General features: G+C 68.8%; 18 protein-coding genes. 6 read left to right on the top strand and 12 right to left on the bottom strand.

The window, feature by feature from the left end:
- The first annotated feature begins 1 nt into the window (after position 1).
- Positions 2-307: a hypothetical protein gene (locus FE263_RS07050; protein WP_138325259.1), complete on the top strand. Its 306-nt coding sequence runs from the start codon at positions 2-4 to the stop codon at positions 305-307.
- Positions 308-328: 21 nt separating this feature from the next.
- Here the strand turns inward: FE263_RS07050 and FE263_RS07045 are convergent, their stop codons facing one another.
- From FE263_RS07045 to FE263_RS07030, 4 genes are all read right to left on the bottom strand, one after another.
- A complete protein-coding gene (locus FE263_RS07045; protein WP_138325258.1) occupies positions 329-1,045 on the bottom strand; it encodes a hypothetical protein in 717 nt (238 codons plus the stop codon).
- A 108-nt stretch (positions 1,046-1,153) separates the two neighbouring features.
- Positions 1,154-1,552, bottom strand: coding sequence for a low affinity iron permease family protein (locus FE263_RS07040; protein WP_138325257.1), 399 nt, complete (start codon positions 1,550-1,552; stop codon positions 1,154-1,156).
- 25 nt (positions 1,553-1,577) lie between these two features.
- Positions 1,578-3,896 (bottom strand): transketolase, encoded by a 2,319-nt coding sequence (locus tag FE263_RS07035; protein WP_138325256.1) that lies wholly within the window; start codon positions 3,894-3,896, stop codon positions 1,578-1,580.
- 160 nt (positions 3,897-4,056) lie between these two features.
- Positions 4,057-4,518 (bottom strand): hypothetical protein, encoded by a 462-nt coding sequence (locus tag FE263_RS07030; protein WP_138325255.1) that lies wholly within the window; start codon positions 4,516-4,518, stop codon positions 4,057-4,059.
- A gap of 170 nt (positions 4,519-4,688) precedes the next feature.
- Between FE263_RS07030 and FE263_RS07025 the strand changes: the two genes are divergently transcribed.
- A complete protein-coding gene (locus FE263_RS07025; protein WP_138325254.1) occupies positions 4,689-5,234 on the top strand; it encodes a hypothetical protein in 546 nt (181 codons plus the stop codon).
- Between the two features lie 6 nt (positions 5,235-5,240).
- Here the strand turns inward: FE263_RS07025 and FE263_RS07020 are convergent, their stop codons facing one another.
- From FE263_RS07020 to zapE, 8 genes are all read right to left on the bottom strand, one after another.
- Positions 5,241-6,224, bottom strand: a complete 984-nt coding sequence (locus FE263_RS07020) for an aldo/keto reductase (protein WP_138325253.1) — start codon at positions 6,222-6,224, stop codon at positions 5,241-5,243.
- 46 nt (positions 6,225-6,270) lie between these two features.
- Positions 6,271-6,984: a pyridoxine 5'-phosphate synthase gene (locus FE263_RS07015; protein WP_138325252.1), complete on the bottom strand. Its 714-nt coding sequence runs from the start codon at positions 6,982-6,984 to the stop codon at positions 6,271-6,273.
- Positions 6,981-7,967, bottom strand: coding sequence for a 4-hydroxythreonine-4-phosphate dehydrogenase PdxA (gene pdxA, locus FE263_RS07010; protein WP_138325251.1), 987 nt, complete (start codon positions 7,965-7,967; stop codon positions 6,981-6,983). The genes FE263_RS07015 and pdxA overlap by 4 nt, the downstream gene beginning before the upstream one ends.
- Before the next feature lie 28 nt (positions 7,968-7,995).
- Positions 7,996-9,777 (bottom strand): dihydrolipoyl dehydrogenase, encoded by a 1,782-nt coding sequence (gene lpdA / locus FE263_RS07005; protein ID WP_138325250.1) that lies wholly within the window; start codon positions 9,775-9,777, stop codon positions 7,996-7,998.
- 54 nt (positions 9,778-9,831) lie between these two features.
- Positions 9,832-11,136 carry a 2-oxoglutarate dehydrogenase complex dihydrolipoyllysine-residue succinyltransferase gene (gene odhB / locus FE263_RS07000; protein WP_138325249.1) on the bottom strand — a complete coding sequence of 435 codons (1,305 nt, stop codon included), beginning with the start codon at positions 11,134-11,136 and terminating at the stop codon, positions 9,832-9,834.
- 126 nt (positions 11,137-11,262) lie between these two features.
- Positions 11,263-14,196: a 2-oxoglutarate dehydrogenase E1 component gene (locus FE263_RS06995; protein WP_138325248.1), complete on the bottom strand. Its 2,934-nt coding sequence runs from the start codon at positions 14,194-14,196 to the stop codon at positions 11,263-11,265.
- 240 nt (positions 14,197-14,436) lie between these two features.
- Positions 14,437-15,390, bottom strand: a complete 954-nt coding sequence (gene mdh / locus FE263_RS06990) for a malate dehydrogenase (protein WP_138325247.1) — start codon at positions 15,388-15,390, stop codon at positions 14,437-14,439.
- 238 nt (positions 15,391-15,628) lie between these two features.
- Entirely contained in the window at positions 15,629-16,792 is a 1,164-nt protein-coding gene (gene zapE / locus FE263_RS06985) for a cell division protein ZapE (protein WP_138325246.1), read from the bottom strand.
- A gap of 130 nt (positions 16,793-16,922) precedes the next feature.
- Here zapE and FE263_RS06980 point away from each other — a divergent pair, with 130 nt between their 5' ends.
- From FE263_RS06980 to FE263_RS06965, 4 genes are all read left to right on the top strand, one after another.
- Entirely contained in the window at positions 16,923-17,219 is a 297-nt protein-coding gene (locus FE263_RS06980; RefSeq protein WP_138325245.1) for a hypothetical protein, read from the top strand.
- A 96-nt stretch (positions 17,220-17,315) separates the two neighbouring features.
- Positions 17,316-17,963, top strand: coding sequence for a 2OG-Fe(II) oxygenase family protein (locus tag FE263_RS06975; RefSeq protein WP_138325244.1), 648 nt, complete (start codon positions 17,316-17,318; stop codon positions 17,961-17,963).
- Positions 17,964-17,977: 14 nt separating this feature from the next.
- On the top strand, positions 17,978-19,453 hold the full coding sequence (locus tag FE263_RS06970; protein ID WP_138325243.1) for a sensor histidine kinase: 1,476 nt from the start codon (positions 17,978-17,980) through the stop codon (positions 19,451-19,453).
- Between the two features lie 18 nt (positions 19,454-19,471).
- Positions 19,472-20,812 carry a sigma-54-dependent transcriptional regulator gene (locus tag FE263_RS06965; protein WP_138325242.1) on the top strand — a complete coding sequence of 447 codons (1,341 nt, stop codon included), beginning with the start codon at positions 19,472-19,474 and terminating at the stop codon, positions 20,810-20,812.
- The last annotated feature ends 66 nt before the right edge of the window (positions 20,813-20,878 follow it).

Below are 20,878 nucleotides of genomic sequence, written 5' to 3'. Positions count from 1 at the left end.
CATGGACAAGAACGTACTCTTTCTGCTGGGCGCCGTCGGCGCCCTCGCGAGCGCCGCCCCGGCACGTGCCGAGATGGCGACAATCGACAACGCCCTTACGCCGGCTGCCTCGTATGCCGATCTGCTCAAGCCGATCCCGAACGCGCTGCAGGTGCTGCATAGCGAAGCCGCCGCGGCCGAGGCGGCCCCGCAGGCCACGGCGCCCGCGGTGCAGGATGTGCAGCTGCTCCTGCCTCACCACCATCACCACCACCACCGCTATCACCGCCGCCGGCACTACCATCACCACCACCACCGCCCCTACTGAGCAGGTGGCACCGGCGCCGGGCTATCCGCCGCCGGACCGGCTCCCCCTGGCTGCCGCCAGCAGCCGGCGGTAGGTGCCGTCGAACACCGTGCTGGTCGCCGAGGTCCACTGGCTGTCGGCGCCAAGCGACGAGCGGCTTTCATAGATGCGGCGCGACTGCAATTCCCGCTCCGCCGCTTCTTCCTCCGACATCGGCACCAGTTCGGGTGCGTCTTCCTCCGAGACCAGGGTGATCTGCATGAACGGCTCGCCGGGCCGGAACACATGCGCCTCGCCCTCCCGGGGGGCCTTGAAGACCGCGAAATAGATCATCGGCCACCAGTGGCGGATGATCGCCGGTACGGCGATCGGAGCGGTGCCCGTCGTGTCGGTAAAGAAGCGCGGGTGCGGCTCCGTCTTGAGCGCGAGGCCGTCCGCGACCTTGAGGTCCAGCAGAAGCTGGTAGGTGAAATATTCCGTGCCGAAGTTGCGGAATGGCGGCCGGCGCTCGTCCCCGCTGCCGAAATCACCCTCAAATTCAAGCTTTCCATCGCGCCTGCTTACCCGCAGCTCGTCCGGGTGCGGATAGCATAGCTCGATGCCGGCGCGCGCCGCTTCGGTGAAGGGGAGGCAATGCCAGGCATGCTCCATCGAGCCGTCCCGTCTCGGCTCGGACACGCCGGCCCAGCCGGGCACCTCCATCCTGGTGCGGCGGGGAACCAGTCCGGGCTGCTGCGACCTGTATTTCACGACCGGCATGCCCGACCTCCGCTTGTTGCCACGTCAAAATAGTTGTGGTCCGGTCCGCCGGTCCCGTGAGGCACCCGCCGCCGCATGGCATTTCGCGGTTGGCTGGTGCCAGGCAACTCAGCCCCGCCCCATCGCCTCCCGGTTGCCCGGGTCGTCCGGCTCGCTCTTGTGACGCCGGGCAAGCTCGACGAAGCCGCCCTTGATGCGCTCGAGCTCGTCGGCTTTCATCTCCTCGAGGTCGAGCAAGGCGAGCCGTGCGCCTTCGGTCACGCGCAGCAACTCGTCGATCTTGACCTGCAGCGCATCGGTGTCGCGATTCTGGGTGTTCTGGATCAGGAACACCATCAGGAACGTGACGATGGTGGTGCCGGTATTGATCACCAGCTGCCAGGTATTGCTGTAGCCGAAAAGCGGCCCGGTGACCGCCCAGATGATGACCAGCGCGGCGGCGGTGATGAAGCTCAGGGGTCGTCCGCAGGCGCGTGCCGTGGCTTGCGCCAACCTGTCGAAACTCATGCCGCCACCTCGATCCGATCCGCGGTCACGACGCAGCCGACAGCCGCCGCCCGCCATGACGCTGCACCGCGCGCACGATCGAGTCTACGTCGATGCCGTTCAGGGCATAGAGGTCGGCGATGGTGCCGGTCTGGCCGAACCGCTCCACACCGAGCGACACGGTGCGATGGCCGCACACCGAACCAAGCCAGCCGAGCGTCGCCGGATGGCCGTCCGTCACCGTCACCAGCAGGCAATGCCGCGGCAGCCGGGACAACAGGCGCCCGACATGGCTCTCCTCGCTCTCGCCGCGCTGTGCCGCGGTCCAGCCCGACAGCAGCCGGTCGGCCGAGGTGATCGCCAGAACGCCGATGTCGCGATAGCCGTCGCCGAGCCGGCCCGCCGCCTGCAGAACCTCGTGGCCGATGCAGCCCTGGTAGGCGAGCACGATCTCCGCATTCGGGCCGGGCTCGCGCCACCAGCTGGCGCCGTCGATCACGTCGCGCGCAAAATCCGCGCCGCTCCGGCGCGACGGCTGCGGCAGCGGCCGCGTGGTCAAACGCAGATAGATCGATCCGCCATCCTCCTGCTGCATGTACACGAAGGCCCAGTCCATCAGGACGGACAGTTCGTCCAGGTAGGCCGGCTCGTAGGCGACCAGCCCGGGCTGGCTGATGCCGATCAGCTGGCTGCCGATCGACTGGTGCGCGCCGCCTTCCGGCGCCAGCGTCACCCCCGACGGCGTGCCGACCAGCAGGAAGCGCGCATCCGAATAGCAGGCATAGTTCAGCGCATCGAGGCCGCGGGCGATGAACGGGTCGTACACCGTCCCGACCGGCAGCAGGCGCTCGCCGAACAGCTCGTGCGAGAGGCCGGCGGCGGCCAGCAGCAGGAACAGGTTCATCTCGGCAATGCCGAGCTCGAGATGTTGCCCGGTGTCGGCGAAGTGCCATTTCTGCGTCGACGGGATGCGTTCGTCCCTGAAGGTATCGGCAAGCTTCGCGCGGGCGAACAATCCGCGCCGGTTCACCCACGGGCCGAGATTGGTCGACACCGTGACATCCGGCGAGGTGGTGACGATGCGGTCGGCGAGCGGGCTGCCGGACGCGCCGATGCGGTCGAGGATCTTTCCGAAACCGGCCTGGGTCGAGAGCTCGGCATCGTCGAGCGGCACCGGACCGGCACTCTCCGCCATTGCGGCCTGGTAGCGGCGCGGGCCGCCGGCGAAGAACGGCACGTTGTCCAGGAAACGATGCAAGGCGGCGGGGTCGTCGACGGTCGCGAGCGGCTCCCATTCGTCACCCGGCGCGACGCCCATCCGGGACTGGAAGTCGGCCATCTGGTCAAGCGTCATCAGCCCGGCATGGTTGTCCTTGTGCCCGGCGAGCGGCGTCTTCCAGCCCTTGATGGTGTAGGCGAGGAACACCGTCGGCCGATCGTGGTCGATGGCATCGAACGCCGCCGCCAGCGTCTGCACGCACTGGCCACCGAGATTGTTCATCAGCTCGGCGAGTTCGTCGTCGGTGCGGCGGTCGAGCAGCGCCGTCACCGGTCCCTGGTCGCCGATCGCGTCGAGCAGCCGGCGTCTCCAGGCAGCACCGCCCTGGTAGGTCAGCGCCGAGTAGAGCTGGTTGGGGCACGCATCGATCCAGGCGCGCAGCCGGTCGCCGCCCGGCTCGGCGAACGCCGCCTGCTGCAGCGCGCCGTATTTCAGCCGAACCACGTCCCAGCCGAAGGCGCCGAAGATCGCCTCGATGCGCTGCCAAAGCCCCTCGCGCACCACGCCGTCGAGGCTCTGGCGGTTGTAGTCGATGATCCACCAGCAATTCCGCAGTCCGTGCTTCCAGCCCTCCTGCAGGCACTCGTAGATGTTGCCCTCGTCGAGTTCGGCATCGCCGACCAGCGCGATCATGCGGCCCGGCTTGCGCCCGGCCGTCCAGGCGCGCGAGGCAAGATAATCCTGCACCAGCGAGGCGAAGGCGGTGACGGCGACGCCAAGCCCGACCGATCCGGTGGAGAAGTCCACGTCGTCGGTATCCTTGGTGCGGCTGGGATAGGACTGCACGCCGCCGAGGCCGCGGAACCGCTCCAGCCGTTGCCGGGTCTGGTTGCCCATCAGGTACTGGATGGCGTGGAACACCGGACCGGCATGCGGCTTGACCGCCACCCGGTCCTCGGGGCGCAGCACGTGGAAGTACAGCGCCGTCATGATCGAGACCATCGAGGCGCAGGAGGCCTGATGGCCACCGACCTTCACATCGCCATCCTGCTTCGGCCGCAGGTGGTTGGCATTGTGGATGGTCCAGCAGGCAAGCCAGAGCAGGCGCTGCTCGAGGGTCTTGAGGTGCGTGATCTCGGTGGCCATGCCGGTCCCCCACGGACGTGCCGGCCGTCTGGCCAAGCAGCAAAGAAGGATAATGCATGCGGTTCTTGAGCACAGCCCTTGCACGGCTTCTGAAGGAGATGTGTCTATCGATTTCCAGAGGCGCGAAGGAAGATCGCTCACCGATGTGAATGGTCCCTGATCAGCGCTCCGGAGCTCCGATCTTGACCTCCACGTTCACGGAGGGGCCATGGGTTGCCGACCTACGCACGCTCGACGGTATGTCAGACATCGGCTTGAGCTTCAAAATGCCGAGCTGCGAAAGACGCGTCTCGATGCTGCCTCGGGTGCGACCAAAATGTTCTGCGAGACGCTTATAGCCGAAGCCCTGTTTCCAGAAGGAGGCCAACTGGGCATCCAACTCTGCGCTCCAGGCGGTATTTGTTTTGGGATGGTTGATATCACCGTCAGGCCGAGAAGTCGTTTTGGGGAAAAGGCTCCGCACGCCCCTGGCGACCTCGCGCCACTCCGTCTCGGTCAGATCCATCACCTGACCCGAGGGCATCGTTAGCTTTGCCCTTGCACCATCCAGGGTCTTGATCCGCTCGAGACGCATGACCGACGACCCGGCGACCCATTCTTGATCAGGAACGACTCTCAACATCTGTTTGGACCTACCTGTCGGCCGCACCCTGCGATCCTCAGGGAGTTCTAGCCGCCAAGGTGTGAAGGAAGTGCTAGGGAAAGCATCGAGGACACTTGAACTCGCCGCAGCATCCCTGGCACATCGGTTTACGTATCAATCACGGTCGTGACCGGGTGATGGAGAGTGGCTTGACGTCGACCCTCAGGGTAGCACGGGAATTAAACTGTCTCGCGCTGGCGCTTATCCTCGCCGGCTGCGGCTACGGTGCGTCGCGTGACGCGCACAAGGCGCAGATCGGGATGATCGGCATGTCTGCCAACGACGTGCAGGCCTGCGCCGGGCCGCCGGACAAGACGGTGCAGCTCAACCCCACGACGCAGCTGTTTTCGTACGTCTACAAGCCGTCGGCCACCGGGGGACTGACCGTCGACCTGCCGCTCAACCTGGGCGGCATCTCGCTCGGCGGCAGCGGCACCTATTGCAGCGCCAATCTGCGGCTGGTCGACAACAGGGTCACCGACCTGCATTTCACCGGCGACAACGACAAGGCGGTCGGCGAGGACGGCGTCTGCGAACCGCTGGTCCGTGGCTGCCTGCGCCAGCCGGAGCCGACCATGCAGCCAGCCAGCACCTGGTCGAGGGCGTCCGGCTTCCATCCACCCCCGGAGCCGGCCCAGCCCGCAGCGGCCGAGGTCACCGCCGCCCCGGCCGCCGCCACGCCAGCGAAGAAGTAGCCCGGTTCAGAAGCCGGCCACCGCGTGCGGCACGTAGTCGGCCTCCAGGCGCTCGATCTCGGCATGGTCGAGGTGGAGGGTCAGGGCCTCCAGGGCGTCCTTCAGATGGTGCTCCTTGGAGGCGCCGATGATCGGGGCGGTGATGCCCGGCTTGTGCAGCATCCAGGCCAGTGCCACCGCGGCGCGTGACGCACCGCGCGCCTCGGCCACTGCACCGACCGTATCCACGATCTTGCCGTCGGCTTCGGCGGTCTGCTCGTACAGCTTGCGCGAGAACGCATCCGTCTGGTCGCGCTTGGTCTCGCCTGCGGCGGAGCGCGGACGCGCCAGCTTGCCACGCGCCAGCGGGCTCCACGGAATGACGCCGATCCCCTCCTCGCGGCAGAGGCCGAGCATCTCGCGCTCTTCCTCGCGATACAGCAGGTTGAGATGGTTCTGCATGGACACGAATCGCGTCCAGCCATGCCTGTCGGCGAGATAGAGCGCCTTGGCGAACTGCCAGGAATACATCGACGACGCCCCGATGTAGCGCGCCTTGCCGGCCTTCACGACGTCGTGCAGCGCCTCCAGCGTCTCCTCGATCGGGGTGTGCGGATCGAACCGGTGGATCTGGTACAGGTCCACGTAGTCGGTGCCGAGCCGCGTCAGCGACTGGTCGATCTCGGACAGGATCGCCTTGCGCGACAATCCGCCGCCGTTCGGATGCTTGGCCATCACGCCATGCACCTTGGTCGCCAGCACGATCTCGTCGCGCTTTGCATATTCCTTCAGGGCGCGGCCGACGATCTCCTCGCTCGATCCGGCCGAATACACGTTGGCGGTGTCGAAGAAATTGATGCCGGCTTCCAGCGCCTGCCTGATGAACGGCCGGCTCTGCTCCTCGCCCAGCGTCCACTCATGCGGCCCACGGTCGGGCTCGCCATAGGTCATGCAGCCAAGGCACAGCCGCGAAACCTTGAGGCCGGTGCGGCCAAGATTGACATAATCCATGCAAAAACTCCTCCAGCTCCGGGCCGATGCAATCAGCCCCGTCGTCTCAAGCGCGGGCTGCCTGGATCAGCCCGCGCATATGCCGGACAACGTGCGGCAGGCCGTGCAGGATCGCTTCCCCGATCAGGAAGTGCCCGATATTGAGCTCACGTATTTCAGGAATGGCAGCCACCGGACCGACGTTGTCGAAGGTCAGGCCGTGCCCGGCATGCACTTCCAGCCCGAGACGGGTCGCGAGCCGTGCGCCCACACGCAAGCGGTCCAGCTCGGCCTCCGGATGATGCGCATAGGCGCCGGTGTGCAGCTCGACCACCGCGGCCCCCAGTGTCGCCGCCGCCTCGATCTGCGCAGGATCGGCATCGATGAACAGCGACACCCGGATGCCCGCCGACGACAGGCGGGACACGATCGGCGCCAGCGTCTCCATCTGGCCGGCGGCATCCAGCCCGCCCTCGGTGGTCACCTCGGCGCGCCGTTCCGGCACGATGCAGCAGGCATGCGGACGCAGCGCATCGGCGATGTCGGCCATCTCGGAGGTCGCCGCCATCTCCAGATTGACCGGCGCCTCGATGCCCGCCGCGATGCGCCGCAGGTCGTCGTCGCGTATGTGGCGGCGGTCCTCGCGCAGGTGCAGCGTGATGCCGTCGGCGCCGGCTGCGATCGCCGCCCGCGCGGCGTCGAGCGGATCGGGATGCAGGCCACCGCGGGCATTCCGCACCGTCGCCACGTGGTCGATGTTGACGCCCAGGCGACAGGTCATGCAGCTGAACTCCGGTTGCGCGCGATGGTGTCGGCAAGACGCAGCGCCTCGACCAGGCTGACCGGCGACGCAATGCCCCGGCCCGCGATGTCGAACGCCGTGCCGTGATCCGGCGAGGTACGAACCAGATCCAGGCCCAGCGTCACGTTGACCCCGCGCTCCATGTCGAGCGTCTTGAGCGGGATCAGCGCCTGGTCGTGATACATGCAGATCGCCGCATCGTAGCGCGCGCGGGCCGCCGGCGTGAACATGGTGTCGGGCGGCATCGGCCCGACCACCGCGATGCCCTCGTCCGCCAGAGCGCGCATTGCGGGCTCGATCAGGCTGGTCTCCTCGGTTCCCATGCGGCCGCTCTCGCCGGCATGCGGGTTGAGGCCTGCCATCGCCAGCCGTGGCGAGGCGATGCCGAAATCCCGCACCAGAGCGTCGCGGGTGGTGCGCGTCACCCGGATGATCTCCGCCGTGGTGAGCGTCTCGACCGCGCGGCGCAGCGAGCAATGCACCGTCACCGGCACCACGCGCAGCGACGGGCCCGCCAGCATCATCACCTCGGCGCCGGGCGTCTGCATCAACGCGCCGAGATATTCGGTGTGGCCGGGATAGGCAAAGCCCGCCGCCTGCAGCACCGCCTTGCTGATCGGGTTGGTCACGATCCCGCTCACCACGCCCGCCTGCGCCAGCGCAACCGCGCGCGCGATGCTGCCGGTGATGGCAGGGGCATTGGCGCTGTCCGGCCGCCCGGGCACTGCCGTAGCCGCGAGGTCGATCGGCCACACCGGCAGTGCGTCGGCGAAGATTGCGGCCGCCTCCACCGGATCCGACAGCACCGCCAGAGGACAATCGGCGCCGCCGGCACAGGAACGCAGCCAGGCAGGATCGGCGATGATCAGGAATGCCGGCCCGGTCGAGCGCAACATCCGCCACGCGGCGATGGCGATCTCGCCGCCGATCCCGGCCGGGTCCCCCATGGTCAGCGCCAGCATCGCGTCCCTCCGCCGGCCGTTTGCGTCGTCAGATATGCAGCGCGCGTCCCTCGACGGCGAGCGCCGCTTCCTTGACCGCCTCGTTCAGCGTCGGATGCGCGTGGCAGATGCGCGCCACATCCTCCGAGCTGGCCCCGAACTCCATCGCCGTCGCCAGCTCCGCGATCAGCGTGCCGGCGTCCGGACCAAGGATGTGCGCGCCCAGGATGCGGTCGGTCTTCTTGTCGGCCAGGATCTTCACGAAGCCATCGGTCGCCGCCATCGCCCGCGCACGCCCATTGGCGGTGAACGGGAACTTGCCGACCGTGTAGGCGACGCCGTCCGCCTTCAGCTCCTCCTCGGAGCGCCCGACCGCCGCCACTTCCGGCCAGGTGTAGACCACCGACGGGATCACCCCGTAATTCACGTGCCCGGCCTGCCCGGCAAGGATCTCGGCCAGCGCCACGCCCTCGTCCTCGGCCTTGTGCGCCAGCATCGGTCCCGAGATCACGTCGCCGATGGCATGGATGGACGGGATATTGGTCGCATAGTGCGCGTCGGTCTTCACCCGCTTGCGATCGTCCAGTTCGACGCCGACGTCCTCCAACCCGACGCCCTCGCTCACCGCGCGCCGGCCGATCGCCACCAGCACGACGTCGGCCTCGATGGTGGTGGCCTCGCCACCCTTGGCCGGCTCCACCGTCAGCGTGACACCCTTGTCGGTGGTCTCGGCCTTGGTGACCTTGGACCCCAGCCTGAACTTCAGCCCCTGCTTGTCGAGCACGCGCTGGAACGACTTCGCGATCTCGTTGTCGAGACCGGGAACGATGCGGTCGAGATACTCCACCACGGTGACCTCGGCGCCGAGCCGGTGCCAGACGGAGCCGAGCTCCAGCCCGATCACGCCGGCGCCGATCACCACCAGGTGCTTCGGCACGCTCCCCAGCTCCAGCGCTCCGGTCGAGGTGACGATGCGCTTCTCGTCGATCTCGATGCCGGGCAGGCCGATGCTGTCGCTGCCGGTGGCGATCACGATGTTCTTGGCGGAGAACGACTTGCCGTCCACCTCGACATGGTTCGGGCCGGTTATCTTGCCGGCGCCCTTCAGCCAGGTCACGCCGTTCTTCTTGAACAGGAACTCGACGCCCTTGACGTTGGCATCCACCACGCCGGCCTTGCGGGCGTGCATCCTGGCGAGGTCGAGCCTGATGCCCTCCACCATGATGCCGTGCTGCGCGAAGCTCGACTCGATCTCGTGGAAGTTCTCCGACGACTGCAGCAGCGCCTTCGACGGAATGCAGCCGATGTTGAGGCAGGTGCCGCCGAGCGTCGCACGCTTCTCGACGCAGGCGGTCTTGAGCCCAAGCTGGGCCGCGCGCAACGCACAGACATAGCCGCCCGGACCGGAGCCGATGACGATCAGGTCGTAGTCGGTATCGCCGACTTCCTTCGCAGGCGCGGCCGGAGCAGCGGTAGGCGCCGGCGGTGCCGCCTTGGCGGGACTGGCCGAGGTCGCGGGCGTTGCCTCCTTCGCCGCCGAAGCCGGCTTCGACTTGGCCGCGGGATCCGGAGCCTTGCCGCCCGCCTGGACTCCGCCGGCCTCGATCGTCGTCAGCACGGCGCCGACCGCGACCTCCTCGCCCTCCTGCACCGCCAGCGGACCCAGCACGCCGGCCTCCGGCGCCGCCACCTCGACGCTGACCTTGTCGGTCTCGAGCTCGACCACCGCCTCGTCGGCCGCGACCGCATCGCCCGGCTGCTTGATCCAGCGCGCCACCGTCGCGGTCGTCACGCTCTCGCCCAGCACGGGCACCTTGATCTCGGTCGCCATGGTATCGTGTGTGTCCTGATCTCTTCTGATGCCGCAGAGGTGGGGAGCCGGGCGCTAGATCTCCAGCAGCAGCCGGCGCGGATCCTCCACACCTTCCTTGACACGCACGAGGAAGCTGACCGCTTCCTTGCCGTCGACGATGCGGTGATCGTACGAAAGGGCCAGGTACATCATCGGCCGGATCACCACCTGTCCGGCCACCGCGATCGGCCGGTCCTGGATCTTGTGCATGCCCAGGATCGCCGATTGCGGTGGGTTCAGGATCGGCGTCGACATCAGCGAGCCGTAGATGCCGCCGTTGGTGATCGAGAAGGTGCCACCGGTCAGCTCGTCGAGCTTGAGCTGGCCGTCGCGCGCCCGCTTGCCGAAGCTCGCAATGCCGCGCTCGATCGCAGCGAAGCCCATCTGGTCGGCGTCGCGCAGCACCGGCACCACCAGTCCGTTGGCGCCACCGACGGCGATGCCCATGTGCACGAAATTGCGATAGATCACGTCGTCGCCGGCGATCTCGGCATTGACCGCCGGAAACTCGCGCAGGCCCGCGATGCAGGCGCGCACGAAGATCGACATGAAGCCGAGCCGTGCGCCGTTGTGCTTCTTCTCGAACGCCTCGCGATACTCGGCGCGCATCGCCATCGCCGCACTCATGTCCACCTCGTTGAAGGTGGTGAGGATTGCTGCGGTGTTCTGCGCATCCTTGAGCCGGCCGGCGATGGTCTTGCGCAGCCGGGTCATCTTGACCCGCTCCTCGCGCGGATCGTCGGCGCGCGCGGCAGCCGGCGCCGGAGCGGTCTTCGCCGCCGGTGCCGCCGGACGCTCCAGGAAGGCGAGCACGTCGCCCTTGGTGATGCGGCCGTCCTTGCCGGTACCCTCGCCGACATCGCCGGACCTCACGCTGCGCTCGGTCATCAGCTTGGCGGCGGACGGCAGCGGAGCATGGCCGGCGACATCGGCCGGTGGCGTCGCCGGACGGGAAACCGGGCCACTGGTGCGCGGCGGCGGATTGACCCCGCCCGAGGGGTTGGCAGCCTCGCGCGCCGGCTTCTGTGCCGCGGCGGGCGCCGGAGCGGGTTCGGCCGGAGCCTGAGCCGGAGCCGCCTGGCCGGTGGGCTTCGCGCCGGAGCTGCCCTCGACCGTGGTCAGCAGCGAGCCGACCTCGACCTCGCCGCCCTCGTCCACCGCATGGGCGCCGAGCACACCGGATTCCGGCGCCGCGACCTCGACGCTGACCTTGTCGGTCTCGAGCTCGACCACCGCCTCGTCCGTGCTGACGGCGTCGCCGGGCTGCTTCAGCCAGCGCGATACGGTTGCGCTCGTGACGCTCTCACCCAGCGTCGGAACCTTGATCTCGGCAGACATGCGCTTCCTTCGGTCTTTGCAGGCGCCCCGGCCTGGGCGTCATGCGGACGTTCCTGCGGCTTTCCGGGCAGGATCTGCTGGTCGGGGACTGGAAGGCCCCACGGTGCTGTTCGGGTCAATCTGCGCTCAGGCGGATGCCCCGTCGAGACCCAGCGCCTCGCGCACCAGCGCCGCCTGCTCGCTGGCATGGGTGCGCGCGAGCCCGGTCGCGGGGCTGGCAGCACCCCGGCGGCCGACATAGACCGGCCGCGTCGACTTGTGGCCGATGGCGGCGAGCACCGCCTCGATGCGCCGGTCCAGGAACGACCACGACCCCATGTTCTCGGGCTCCTCCTGGCACCAGATCACCTTCGCGTTCGCGTACGGCTTCAGCGCCTCGCCGAGCTCGTAGTCGCTGAACGGATAGATCTGCTCCAGCCGCAGCAGCGCCACGGTGTCGGCCTTCTGCTCGCGGCGCTCGGCCAGCAGGTCGTAGTAGACCTTGCCCGAGCAGATCACGACGCGGGTCACCTGCTCCGGCGCCGCGATGGTGTCGGTCTCGCCGATCACCGGCAGGAAATGCGTGCCATCGGCCATGTCGGCCACCGCGCTCACCGCCAGCTTGTGCCGCAGCAGCGACTTCGGCGTCATCATGATCAGCGGCTTGCGGTAGTTGCGCTTGAGCTGCCGGCGCAGGGCGTGGAAGTAGTTCGCCGGCGTGGTGACGTTGCAGACATGCATGTTGTCCTCGGCGCAGAGCTGCAGGTAGCGCTCCAGCCGGGCAGACGAATGCTCCGGACCCTGGCCCTCGTAGCCATGCGGCAGCAGCATCACCAGGCCGGACATGCGCAGCCACTTGGTCTCGCCGGAGGCGATGAACTGGTCGATGATGACCTGCGCGCCGTTGGCGAAGTCACCGAACTGCGCCTCCCACAGCACCAGGGTGCGCGGGTCGGCCAGCGAGTAGCCGTACTCGAAGCCGAGCACGCCGAACTCCGACAGCAGCGAGTTGTAGATCTCGATGCCGGCCTGGTCGGGGCCAATATTGTTCAGCGGCACGTATTCGTTCTGGTTGGACTGGTCGATCAGCACCGCATGGCGATGGCTGAAGGTGCCGCGCTGGCAATCCTCGCCGGACAGCCGCACCCGGTGGCCCTCGACCATCAGCGAGCCGAATGCCAGCGCCTCGCCGGTGGCCCAGTCGATGCCCTGCCCGGAGGCGAACATCGCACCCTTGGCCTCGATCTGGCGCACGATCTTGGGGTTGGCGTCGAAATCCGCCGGCACCAGCGACAGCGCCTGCCCGACCTCGTCGAGCACGTCGCGGGAGACGCCGGTCAGCTCCTCGTGGCCGTTCTCGCCTGGCTGGTGCACCAGCGGCTGCTTCATGCCGGACCAGCTGCCCTCCAGCCAGTCCGCCTTGTTGGGCCGATAGGATTTGGCCGCCTTGAAGGAGTCCTCGAGCTTCGCCTGGAAGGCCTCCCACTGCGCCGCGGCATCCTCGGCGGAGATCGCCCCCTCGCGCACCAGTCGCTCGGCATACAGCGTGCGGCTGGTCGGCCGCGCCCGGATCGCCTTGTACATGGTCGGCTGGGTGAAGGCCGGCTCGTCGCTCTCGTTATGGCCGTAGCGGCGGTAGCACACGATATCGAGCACGATGTCGGTGGCGAAGCGCTGCCGGAATTCGGTGCACAGGCGGGCGCAGAACACCACCGCCTCGGGCTCGTCGCCGTTCACGTGCAGGATCGGCGACTGCACCGCTTTCGCGATGTCGGTGCAGTACATGCCGGAATAGGCATGCGCGGAGACCGTGGTGAAGCCGATCTGGTTGTTGACGATGAGGTGGATGGTGCCACCCGTGCGGTAGCCGATGAGCTGGCTCATCGCCATCGTCTCGTAGACCAGGCCCTGGCCGGCGAATGCCGCGTCCCCATGCATCAGGATGCCCATCGCCGACCGGCGCGTGGCGGTGTCGCCCGACATGTCCTGGTAGGCGCGCACCTTGCCGACCACCACCGGATCGACCGCTTCCAGGTGCGACGGGTTCGGCTGCAGCGAGATGTGCACCTTGTGGCCGGCGATCTCGACATCGACCGAAGTGCCGAGATGGTACTTCACGTCGCCGGAGCCCTGCACGTCGTCGGGCTTGAACGACGCGCCGCCGAACTCGCTGAAGATCGCGGTGTACGGCTTGCGCACGATGTTGGCGAGCGTGTTGAGCCGGCCACGGTGCGGCATGCCGATGGTGATCGAGCGCACGCCGTCATGCGCCGCCTCGTCGATGATCGCCTGCAGCGCCGGGATGGCGACCTCGCCGCCCTCGAGCCCGAACCGCTTGGTGCCGACATAGCGCTTCTGGCAGAACGCCTCGAAGCCCTCCGCCTCGGTGAGCTGGCGCAGGATCTCGTTCTTCTGCTCGGCGGAATACATGTCCCGCCAGCGGCCACCCTCGATGCGCTCCTGGATCCAGTCGCGCTGTGCGGGGTCCTGCACATGGGCGAACTCGACGCCGACCGGGCCGCAATAGGTGTGCCGGATCGCCGCCAGCACCTCGCGCATGGTGGCGGTCTCGCCGCCGAGCAGGTTGGACATGGCGTGGCCGAGATAGATCGGCCGGTCGAAATCGTCCGGCCCGAAACCGTAAGTCGCCGGATTGAGATCGGCATGCTGCTTGGGGATCTGCAGGCCGAGCGGATCGAGTCGGGCCTCCAGATGGCCACGCACCCGGTAGGCGCGGATCATCTGCATGGCGCGCAGGCTGTCGTCGGCGGCGGCGCGCACTGCCTCGGCGGACGGCGTGCCCCCCGCCTTTGCGTCCCCGGGCTTCGGCGCGGCATCGTCCTTGACCGGCGCCGGCATCGGCCGGGCCGCCGCGGGCTCGACCTCGAAGTGCCGCGGTGCCCAGGAGGCTCCGGAGGCATCCTTGGCGATCGCCAGGCCTTCCTCGCCGAGGGCCGCAAACAGGTCGACATAGCTGGGATCGACGCTGTCCGGATCCTCGACCCACCTTGCGTAGAGATCGGCCAGGTAGGCGGCATTTCCGCCGCTGAAAGCCGAAGCGAGGATATCGATGCCCGCCATGAAGAACTCCTAGCAACGCGCCCGGCGCGCTGGTCGCGCCGGTCCGGAACCGTGCGGAAGAGATAATACCGTGATCACACTACCGTCGCGTGCATTCACCCGTGGCAGGCATGCTGTCAGCGCATGGACGCTGGCGTCAGCATGCCGCCAGGTCGGGGTTCGAGCTTCAGGTTGGCAGGACGGCATCGTCTGCAAGCACGCAGGATCCGGCCAGCAGGAGCCGGCAGGATCCGTGCTGGTTCAGGCGCCGATCTTGCGGAAGTCGGCCAGCAATTTCTTGACCGCCTCGCAGGAGGCATCGAATGCCGCCTGCTCGGCCGGCTCCAGCTTCACCTCGATGATGCGCTCGACGCCGCCGGCGCCGATCACCACCGGCACGCCGACGTAGAAGTCGGTCTGGCCGTACTCGCCGGACAGCTTCACCGCGCAGGGCAGCACCCGCTTCTTGTCGCGCAGGTAGCTCTCGGCCATCGCCACCGCCGAGGCCGCTGGCGCGTAGAACGCCGAGCCGCGCTCGAGCAGCTTGACGATCTCGCCGCCGCCGTTGGCGGTGCGGGTCACGATGGCGTCGATCTTCTCCTGGGTGGTCCAGCCCATGCGGATCAGGTCGGGCACCGGGATGCCGGCCACCGTCGAGTAGCGGGTCAGCGGCACCATGGTGTCGCCGTGGCCACCCAGCACGAAGGCGGTGACATCCTCGACCGAGACGCCGAACTCCTGCGCCAGGAACAGCCGGAAGCGCGAGCTGTCGAGTACGCCGGCCATGCCGACCACCTTGTGCGCCGGCAGGCCGGACTTCTCCTGCATGACCGCGACCATGACGTCGAGCGGGTTGGTGATGACGATCACGAAGGCGTCCGGCGCGTGCGCCTTGATGCCGTCCGCCACCTGCCCGATCACCTCGGCGTTCTTGGCGAGCAGGTCGTCGCGCGACATCCCCGGCATTCGCGGGAAGCCGGCGGTCACGATCACCACGTCGGCGCCCTTGATGGCTGCATAGTCCGAACCGCCGGTCAGCGTGGCATCGAAGCCGTCGACCGGGGAGGACTGGGCCAGATCCAGCGCCTTGCCGGCCGCGACGCCGCCGAACACGTCGAACAGGACGACGTCGCCCAGCTCCTTCAGGCCGATGAGGTGGGCGAGCGTGCCACCGATGTTGCCGGCGCCGATCAGCGCGATCTTGTTGCGGGCCATTGGGCTTCCCTCAGGAGGTTGGTTCCAGGCGCGCGGGAGAGCAGCGCCGACACGCTTGCAATGCGGCTGCTTGCTAGTCCCGCTTCATAAAGTCGGCAAGACCCGCGGACGTCCCCCTCAGGGCAGATGAGACACATCCAGGTACGCCTGCCCCCCCTTCAAGGCAGGTGAGGCAGATCCGGGTATGCCTGGCCCCCCTCAGGGCAGATGAGGCAGATCCGGGTATGCCTGGCCCCCCTCAGGGCAGATGAGGCAGATCCAGGTATGCCTGGCTCTGCATCTCCTCCAGGCGCGAGGCGGTACGCTCGAACGCCTTGGCGCCCTCGCCGCGCTGGAAGATGCGGTCGGGGCGGTCGGCGGCGGAAGCCACCAGCTTCACCTTCTGCTCATAGAGGGCGTCGACCAGGACGATGAAGCGGCGCGCGACGTCGAAATTCTCCGGCCCGAGCCGCGGCACGCCGTCGATCACCAGCGCCGGGTAGCGCGAGGCAAGCGCCAGGTAGTCACCGGCGCCGAGCGGTCGATCGCACAGCGTCTCGAAATCGAAGCGGGCGACGCCGCCGGCGGCCAGCGGCACCACGAACGGGCGCCCCATCACCGTCAGCGTCTCGGGTCCGGCGACGGCATCCTCCGCCAGCTGGTCGAAGGCCGCATCCAGCCGCAGCTCCGCGCGCGCATCGGCGGGCACGTGCCAGGTAGCCATGCCGCGCAGGCCGCCTCGCCGGTAGTCGCGCGGGCTGTCCAGCAGCACGGTGTCCATCTCGCGCCGGATGGTGGCGATGAAGGGCCTGAAGGCGTCGCTGCCGGGGCGGCCCTGGAACAGATCCTCAGGGCGGGTGTTCGAGGTCGCCACCACCACCACCCCGCGCTCGAACAACGCGTCGAACAGCCGGCCAAGGATCATCGCGTCGGTGATGTCGTTGACCTGGAACTCGTCGAAGCAGAGCAGGATGGCGTCGGTGCTGATCGCCTGCGCCAGCGGCGGGATCGGATCGGTGAGCGACGGGTCGGCACGCTTCATCGCATGCAGCCGGCGATGCGCGTCCTGCATGAAGCGATGGAAGTGGATGCGCTGCTTGCGGCGCACCGGCGCCACCTCGAAGAACAGGTCCATCAGCATCGACTTGCCGCGTCCCACATCGCCGACCAGGTAGACCCCGCGCGGACGGGCGGCGGTGCGGCTGGCCCGTCCGAACAACCCGCGCAGGCCACGCCGGGCGGCATGGGCGGCGGGATAGGTCCGCAGCTCCTCGAACAGCTGGTCCAGCCGGGCGGCGGCACGCTGCTGCTCCGGATCGGCTGCAAGCTGGCCGTCGGCGACGCGCTGGCGATAGGCAGCCAGCGGACCCGCCGCCACCGCCTGGGTCTCGGGCATCTCCGTCGGCGACAGCTTGGAGCTCATCCGGCGGCAATAGCGGTCGGCGGTGGCGGGATCAACGATCGCTGTGCGCCGCTGTCACTGAATCGCGATCAGGTAACCCTTGGCCCACCCCATCCATTACGGAATTGTCTCAATCAGGGCCGACGTACAGATGTCGCTTTTCCATTCCGCCCGCTTCAGCCTCTGCCTTGCCGGCTTTACCGCCGTCATGCTGTCGGGCCCGGGTGGCGCCATGGCCGCGACTCCCGGGGAAGGCCTGCGCATGACCATCGAGCGGCCGCATTTCACCTGCGAGAGCGGCGGCAGGACATTATCCAGGGTCGCCTACCATCTGCACGAGGCCGCACCCCAGCAGGGTGTGTTGCCCTGCTGCGACGGCCAGATCGTCTGCGCGCAGTTCCTCTCCACCAGCACGGTGGTGCGCCCCGGCCAGCGCTGGCACAGCTAGGAGCGCCTGCGGGAGGGGGACCATCCTGCGACACGGCTTGAAGCGGCGGCCGCACGGCTCTACGTCCCCGCAAGCACCAGGGATCCGCACCAGGCCATGCTCAAGACCGACCTCCTCGATCTGCGCTACGATGCGCTGCTGGCCACACCGGTGGCGAACGACCCATTCGCGCACGTCGTCGTGCCCGGCTTCGTGCCGGACGAGACGCTGCGCCGGATCGTTTCGGAGCTGCCAGCGATGTCGAGCGGCGGCTCGTTCCCGCCCTCCTCGCTGCGCCTGCAGCCGATCGTCCGAGCCCTGGTCGATGAGCTCGAGGGTCCACGCCTGCGCGACGGCATCGCCTCGAAGTTCGGGCTCGATCTTGGCCACAGCCCGACGATGCTGACGCTGCGTGGCCGGACGCGCGAGAAGGATGGCCGCATCCATCGCGACTCCGTCGCCAAGCGGGTGACCGTGCTGCTGTACCTGAACCCGGAAAGCAAGAGCTGGGCGCGTCGCGAAGGCTGCCTGCGCCTGCTGCGCAGCGGCACCGACCTCGAGGACTATGCCGTCGAGGTGCCGCCGGTGAACGGCACCCTGCTGGTGTTCCCAAACGGCGCCAACACCTGGCACGGCCACCGGCAATATGTCGGCCGTCGCTATGCGATCCAGCTGAACTACATGGCCGAGGGTCCGAAGGCGCGCAGCGAGATGCGACGCCACCGGTTCTCCGCGTTCGCGAAGAAGTTCGCCTCCGCCTCCTGACGCCGCCCGCCCGCATGCACTCCCTGCGGGCCAGGCTGTGGACGCTGTGGCTGCTGGCGACGCTGGTGGCGCTGCTGGTCGGCACCCTGCTTGTCCAGCTGGCACGCAACTCGGAAACCGCCATGCGGGCGCGGGCCGGCGCCGAGCTCAGCCATGCCTGCGACCTGATCCACGACAGCTTTGCCTTCTATGCTACCGGATGGAGCGGCGACGATGCCGGGTCCAGCGCGACCCGGCACGACCTCGATGCCGTGCTGGCCGCTGCCCTGGCAGGCCAGTCGGGTGTCTCGGGCGGCTTCTGGCTGCGCGAACGCGGCGTGCTGGCGGCCCGCATCGCCGGCAACGATCGGCCGGATGCCGCGCAGGTCGCGAGAGCCGCCGAGCTTGCGGTGTCCGGCGAACGCACTGCCAGCGTCCGCGGCCGATCCGGCGATGACACGCTGGTGGCTGCCTGTCCCCTGGCCGGCCCGTTCCCGGGCTTTGCCGCCTGGACCGCCACCCGCCCGCCCTCGACAGGGCGCGACCGGCTCGGACTCGGTCTTGCCGGGCTGGCGGTGCTTGTGCTCGGCATCGCCGGCTGGCTGGTCTGGATCACCATCGGCTGGAGCCGGCGCATACACGGCATCGAGGTTGCGCTGCAAAGGCACGATGTCGAGGCGCTGCCGGTGCTGGCGCCCACCGGCGAGCGCGAGCTCGACCGCATCGTCAGTGCCCTCAACGATGCCGGGCGACGCCTGGAAGCCGCCCGGCAGCGCAATGCCGCCCTCAGCGAGCGCGTCGCGGTGGCCGAGCGGCAGGCGCTGCTGGGGCGCATGGCTGCAGGCATCGCGCACGAGATACGCAATCCGCTGGCCTCGATGCGGCTGCGTGCGGAGAACGCCCTGCATGGCGAGGCCGCCCGCCGCGACCCGTCGCTGAAGGACCGCGCACTACAGGCCGCGCTGCAGCAGGTCGCCCGCATCGATGGGCTGGTCACCGAACTGCTGACCATGGCCGAGCGACGCCAGCCGCGACGCCGGCCGGTGCCGGTGGCGGCGTTCATGCAGGAGCGGCTGGCCGGGCTGCGCGACCTCGCCGAGAGCAGCCAGGTGGAACTTGCCGCCGATCCGCCGCCACCCGGCGTGGACTGGCCGATGGATGACGGGCTGATCGGCCGGGCCCTGGACAACCTGCTGCTGAATGCCGTCCAGCACAGTCCGCCGGGGGGCACCGTGCGGCTGGCGGCGCTGCAGGAGCCGGCGGGACTGCGCTTCACCGTAAGCGATGACGGTCCCGGGGTGGCAGCCTCGATGCTGCCGGACCGGTTGTTCGAGCCGTTCGCCGGCGAGCGGCCGGATGGCACCGGCCTCGGCCTGGCCATCGCGCGTGAGCTGGCCGCAGCGGACGGCGCCGAGCTGGGTCTGGTCCAGGCTTCGGCAAGAGAAACCAGACGGAACGGCGCGGAGGGCGCGGTCTTCAGCCTGCTGCTGCTGGCCGATGCCAGGCCTTAGGACCAGGGTCGTGAGCACATGAGCCGCGTGCTGGTGATCGACGACGATGCGGCGCTGCGCGAGAGCCTGGCGGAGACGATCGAGGATCTCGGCCACCAGCCGGAGACGGCTGCGCATGGCGAGGCCGGGCTCGTCCGCATCGCCGGCGGCGGCATCGATGCGGTGCTGCTCGACCTGCGCATGCCGGGCCTCGGCGGGCTGGAGGTGCTGGCCCGCATTCGCGCCCTGGCGTCGCCACCGCCGGTCGGGGTGCTGACCGCGCACGCCACCGCCGCCAACACCATCGAGGCGATCCGGCTTGGCGCCATCGACCACCTGACCAAGCCGGTCGGGCGCGATGCGCTGGCGACCCTGCTGGGACGATTGCTGCGATCGGCCACCGCGACAGCGCCGGCGGACGCGGAGCAGGCGGCGCGCGAGCCGGAGACGCTGGTCGGCGCCTCGCCGCAATGGCGCGAGGTGCAGAAGGCGATCGGGCTGCTCGCCGACAGCGACGCCAGCGTGCTGATCACCGGCGAGACCGGAACCGGCAAGGAGGTGGTGGCGCATTCGATCCACGCGCACGGCCGTCGCCGCCGCAAGCCTTTCGTCGCGGTCAACTGCGCCGCGATCCCGGCCGAGCTGCTGGAGAGCCAGCTGTTCGGCCATGTGCGGGGCGCCTTCACCGGCGCGGTGTCGGACCGGCCCGGCTCGTTCCGGGAAGCCGATGGCGGCACGCTGTTCCTCGACGAGATCGGCGACATGGACCTGGTCATGCAGGCCAAGCTGCTGCGCGCGCTGCAGGAGCGCGTCGTGCTGCCGGTCGGCGGGCGGCCGGTGCCGGTCGACGTGCGCATCCTGTCGGCGACCCATCGTGACCTGGCCTCCCGGGTCGCCGGGGGCCGCTTCCGCGAGGACCTGTTCTACCGCCTGGGCGTGGTGCCGCTGCACCTGCCCGCCCTGCGCGAGCGCAGCGCCGACATTCCGCTGCTGGCCCGGCATTTCCTGCGCCTCGCCGATCCCGCATCGCCCCGCCGGCTCGGCGACGCGGCCAGCCGGCGCCTGCTGGCGCACGGCTGGCCCGGCAACGTGCGCGAGCTGCAGAATGCCATGCAGCGGGTCACCGCCATGGTCCGGCAGCGGGAGGTCGACGCGTCGGATATCGCCTTCCTCGGCGCAGGGAAGGGAGCTGCGCGTGACGACGCCGAGCCTGGCCCCGGGGAGACCCTTGACCAGGCGGTCAGCCGGCTCGAGACGGCGATGATCCGGCGTGCGCTGGCGGACAGTCATGGCAACCGGACCGAGGCGGCACGGCGCCTCGGGATCCACCGGCAGCTGCTGCACACCAAGCTGCGCCGCTACGGGCTAGACGCCGGCTGACGCCGTCCGGATACCGGACGGCCCGACCGGATGCCGGACGCTCGGAAGCCACACTGTCCGCGTCCT

It is taken from the genome of Lichenicoccus roseus (assembly GCF_005844085.1).
Lineage (GTDB): Bacteria > Pseudomonadota > Alphaproteobacteria > Acetobacterales > Acetobacteraceae > Lichenicoccus > Lichenicoccus roseus.
Note: the sequence above shows the minus strand (reverse complement) of the source record. Positions and strands in the feature narration are given on the sequence as shown.

What these genes read in the sequence shown, in the direction of transcription:
- FE263_RS07020 (WP_138325253.1), bottom strand. Translation starts at nt 6,224, where the DNA reads ATGGATTATGTCAATCTTGGCCGCACCGGCCTCAAGGTTTCGCGGCTG.
- FE263_RS07050 (WP_138325259.1), top strand. Translation starts at nt 2, where the DNA reads ATGGACAAGAACGTACTCTTTCTGCTGGGCGCCGTCGGCGCCCTCGCG.
- lpdA (WP_138325250.1), bottom strand. Translation starts at nt 9,777, where the DNA reads ATGGCGACCGAGATCAAGGTGCCCGTGCTGGGCGAGAGCGTGACGACC.
- odhB (WP_138325249.1), bottom strand. Translation starts at nt 11,136, where the DNA reads ATGTCTGCCGAGATCAAGGTTCCGACGCTGGGTGAGAGCGTCACGAGC.
- FE263_RS06975 (WP_138325244.1), top strand. Translation starts at nt 17,316, where the DNA reads ATGCTCAAGACCGACCTCCTCGATCTGCGCTACGATGCGCTGCTGGCC.
- FE263_RS07030 (WP_138325255.1), bottom strand. Translation starts at nt 4,518, where the DNA reads ATGTTGAGAGTCGTTCCTGATCAAGAATGGGTCGCCGGGTCGTCGGTC.
- mdh (WP_138325247.1), bottom strand. Translation starts at nt 15,390, where the DNA reads ATGGCCCGCAACAAGATCGCGCTGATCGGCGCCGGCAACATCGGTGGC.
- pdxA (WP_138325251.1), bottom strand. Translation starts at nt 7,967, where the DNA reads ATGCTGGCGCTGACCATGGGGGACCCGGCCGGGATCGGCGGCGAGATC.
- FE263_RS07040 (WP_138325257.1), bottom strand. Translation starts at nt 1,552, where the DNA reads ATGAGTTTCGACAGGTTGGCGCAAGCCACGGCACGCGCCTGCGGACGA.
- FE263_RS06965 (WP_138325242.1), top strand. Translation starts at nt 19,472, where the DNA reads ATGAGCCGCGTGCTGGTGATCGACGACGATGCGGCGCTGCGCGAGAGC.
- FE263_RS06970 (WP_138325243.1), top strand. Translation starts at nt 17,978, where the DNA reads ATGCACTCCCTGCGGGCCAGGCTGTGGACGCTGTGGCTGCTGGCGACG.
- zapE (WP_138325246.1), bottom strand. Translation starts at nt 16,792, where the DNA reads ATGAGCTCCAAGCTGTCGCCGACGGAGATGCCCGAGACCCAGGCGGTG.
- FE263_RS07035 (WP_138325256.1), bottom strand. Translation starts at nt 3,896, where the DNA reads ATGGCCACCGAGATCACGCACCTCAAGACCCTCGAGCAGCGCCTGCTC.
- FE263_RS07015 (WP_138325252.1), bottom strand. Translation starts at nt 6,984, where the DNA reads ATGACCTGTCGCCTGGGCGTCAACATCGACCACGTGGCGACGGTGCGG.
- FE263_RS07045 (WP_138325258.1), bottom strand. Translation starts at nt 1,045, where the DNA reads ATGCCGGTCGTGAAATACAGGTCGCAGCAGCCCGGACTGGTTCCCCGC.
- FE263_RS06995 (WP_138325248.1), bottom strand. Translation starts at nt 14,196, where the DNA reads ATGGCGGGCATCGATATCCTCGCTTCGGCTTTCAGCGGCGGAAATGCC.
- FE263_RS06980 (WP_138325245.1), top strand. Translation starts at nt 16,923, where the DNA reads ATGTCGCTTTTCCATTCCGCCCGCTTCAGCCTCTGCCTTGCCGGCTTT.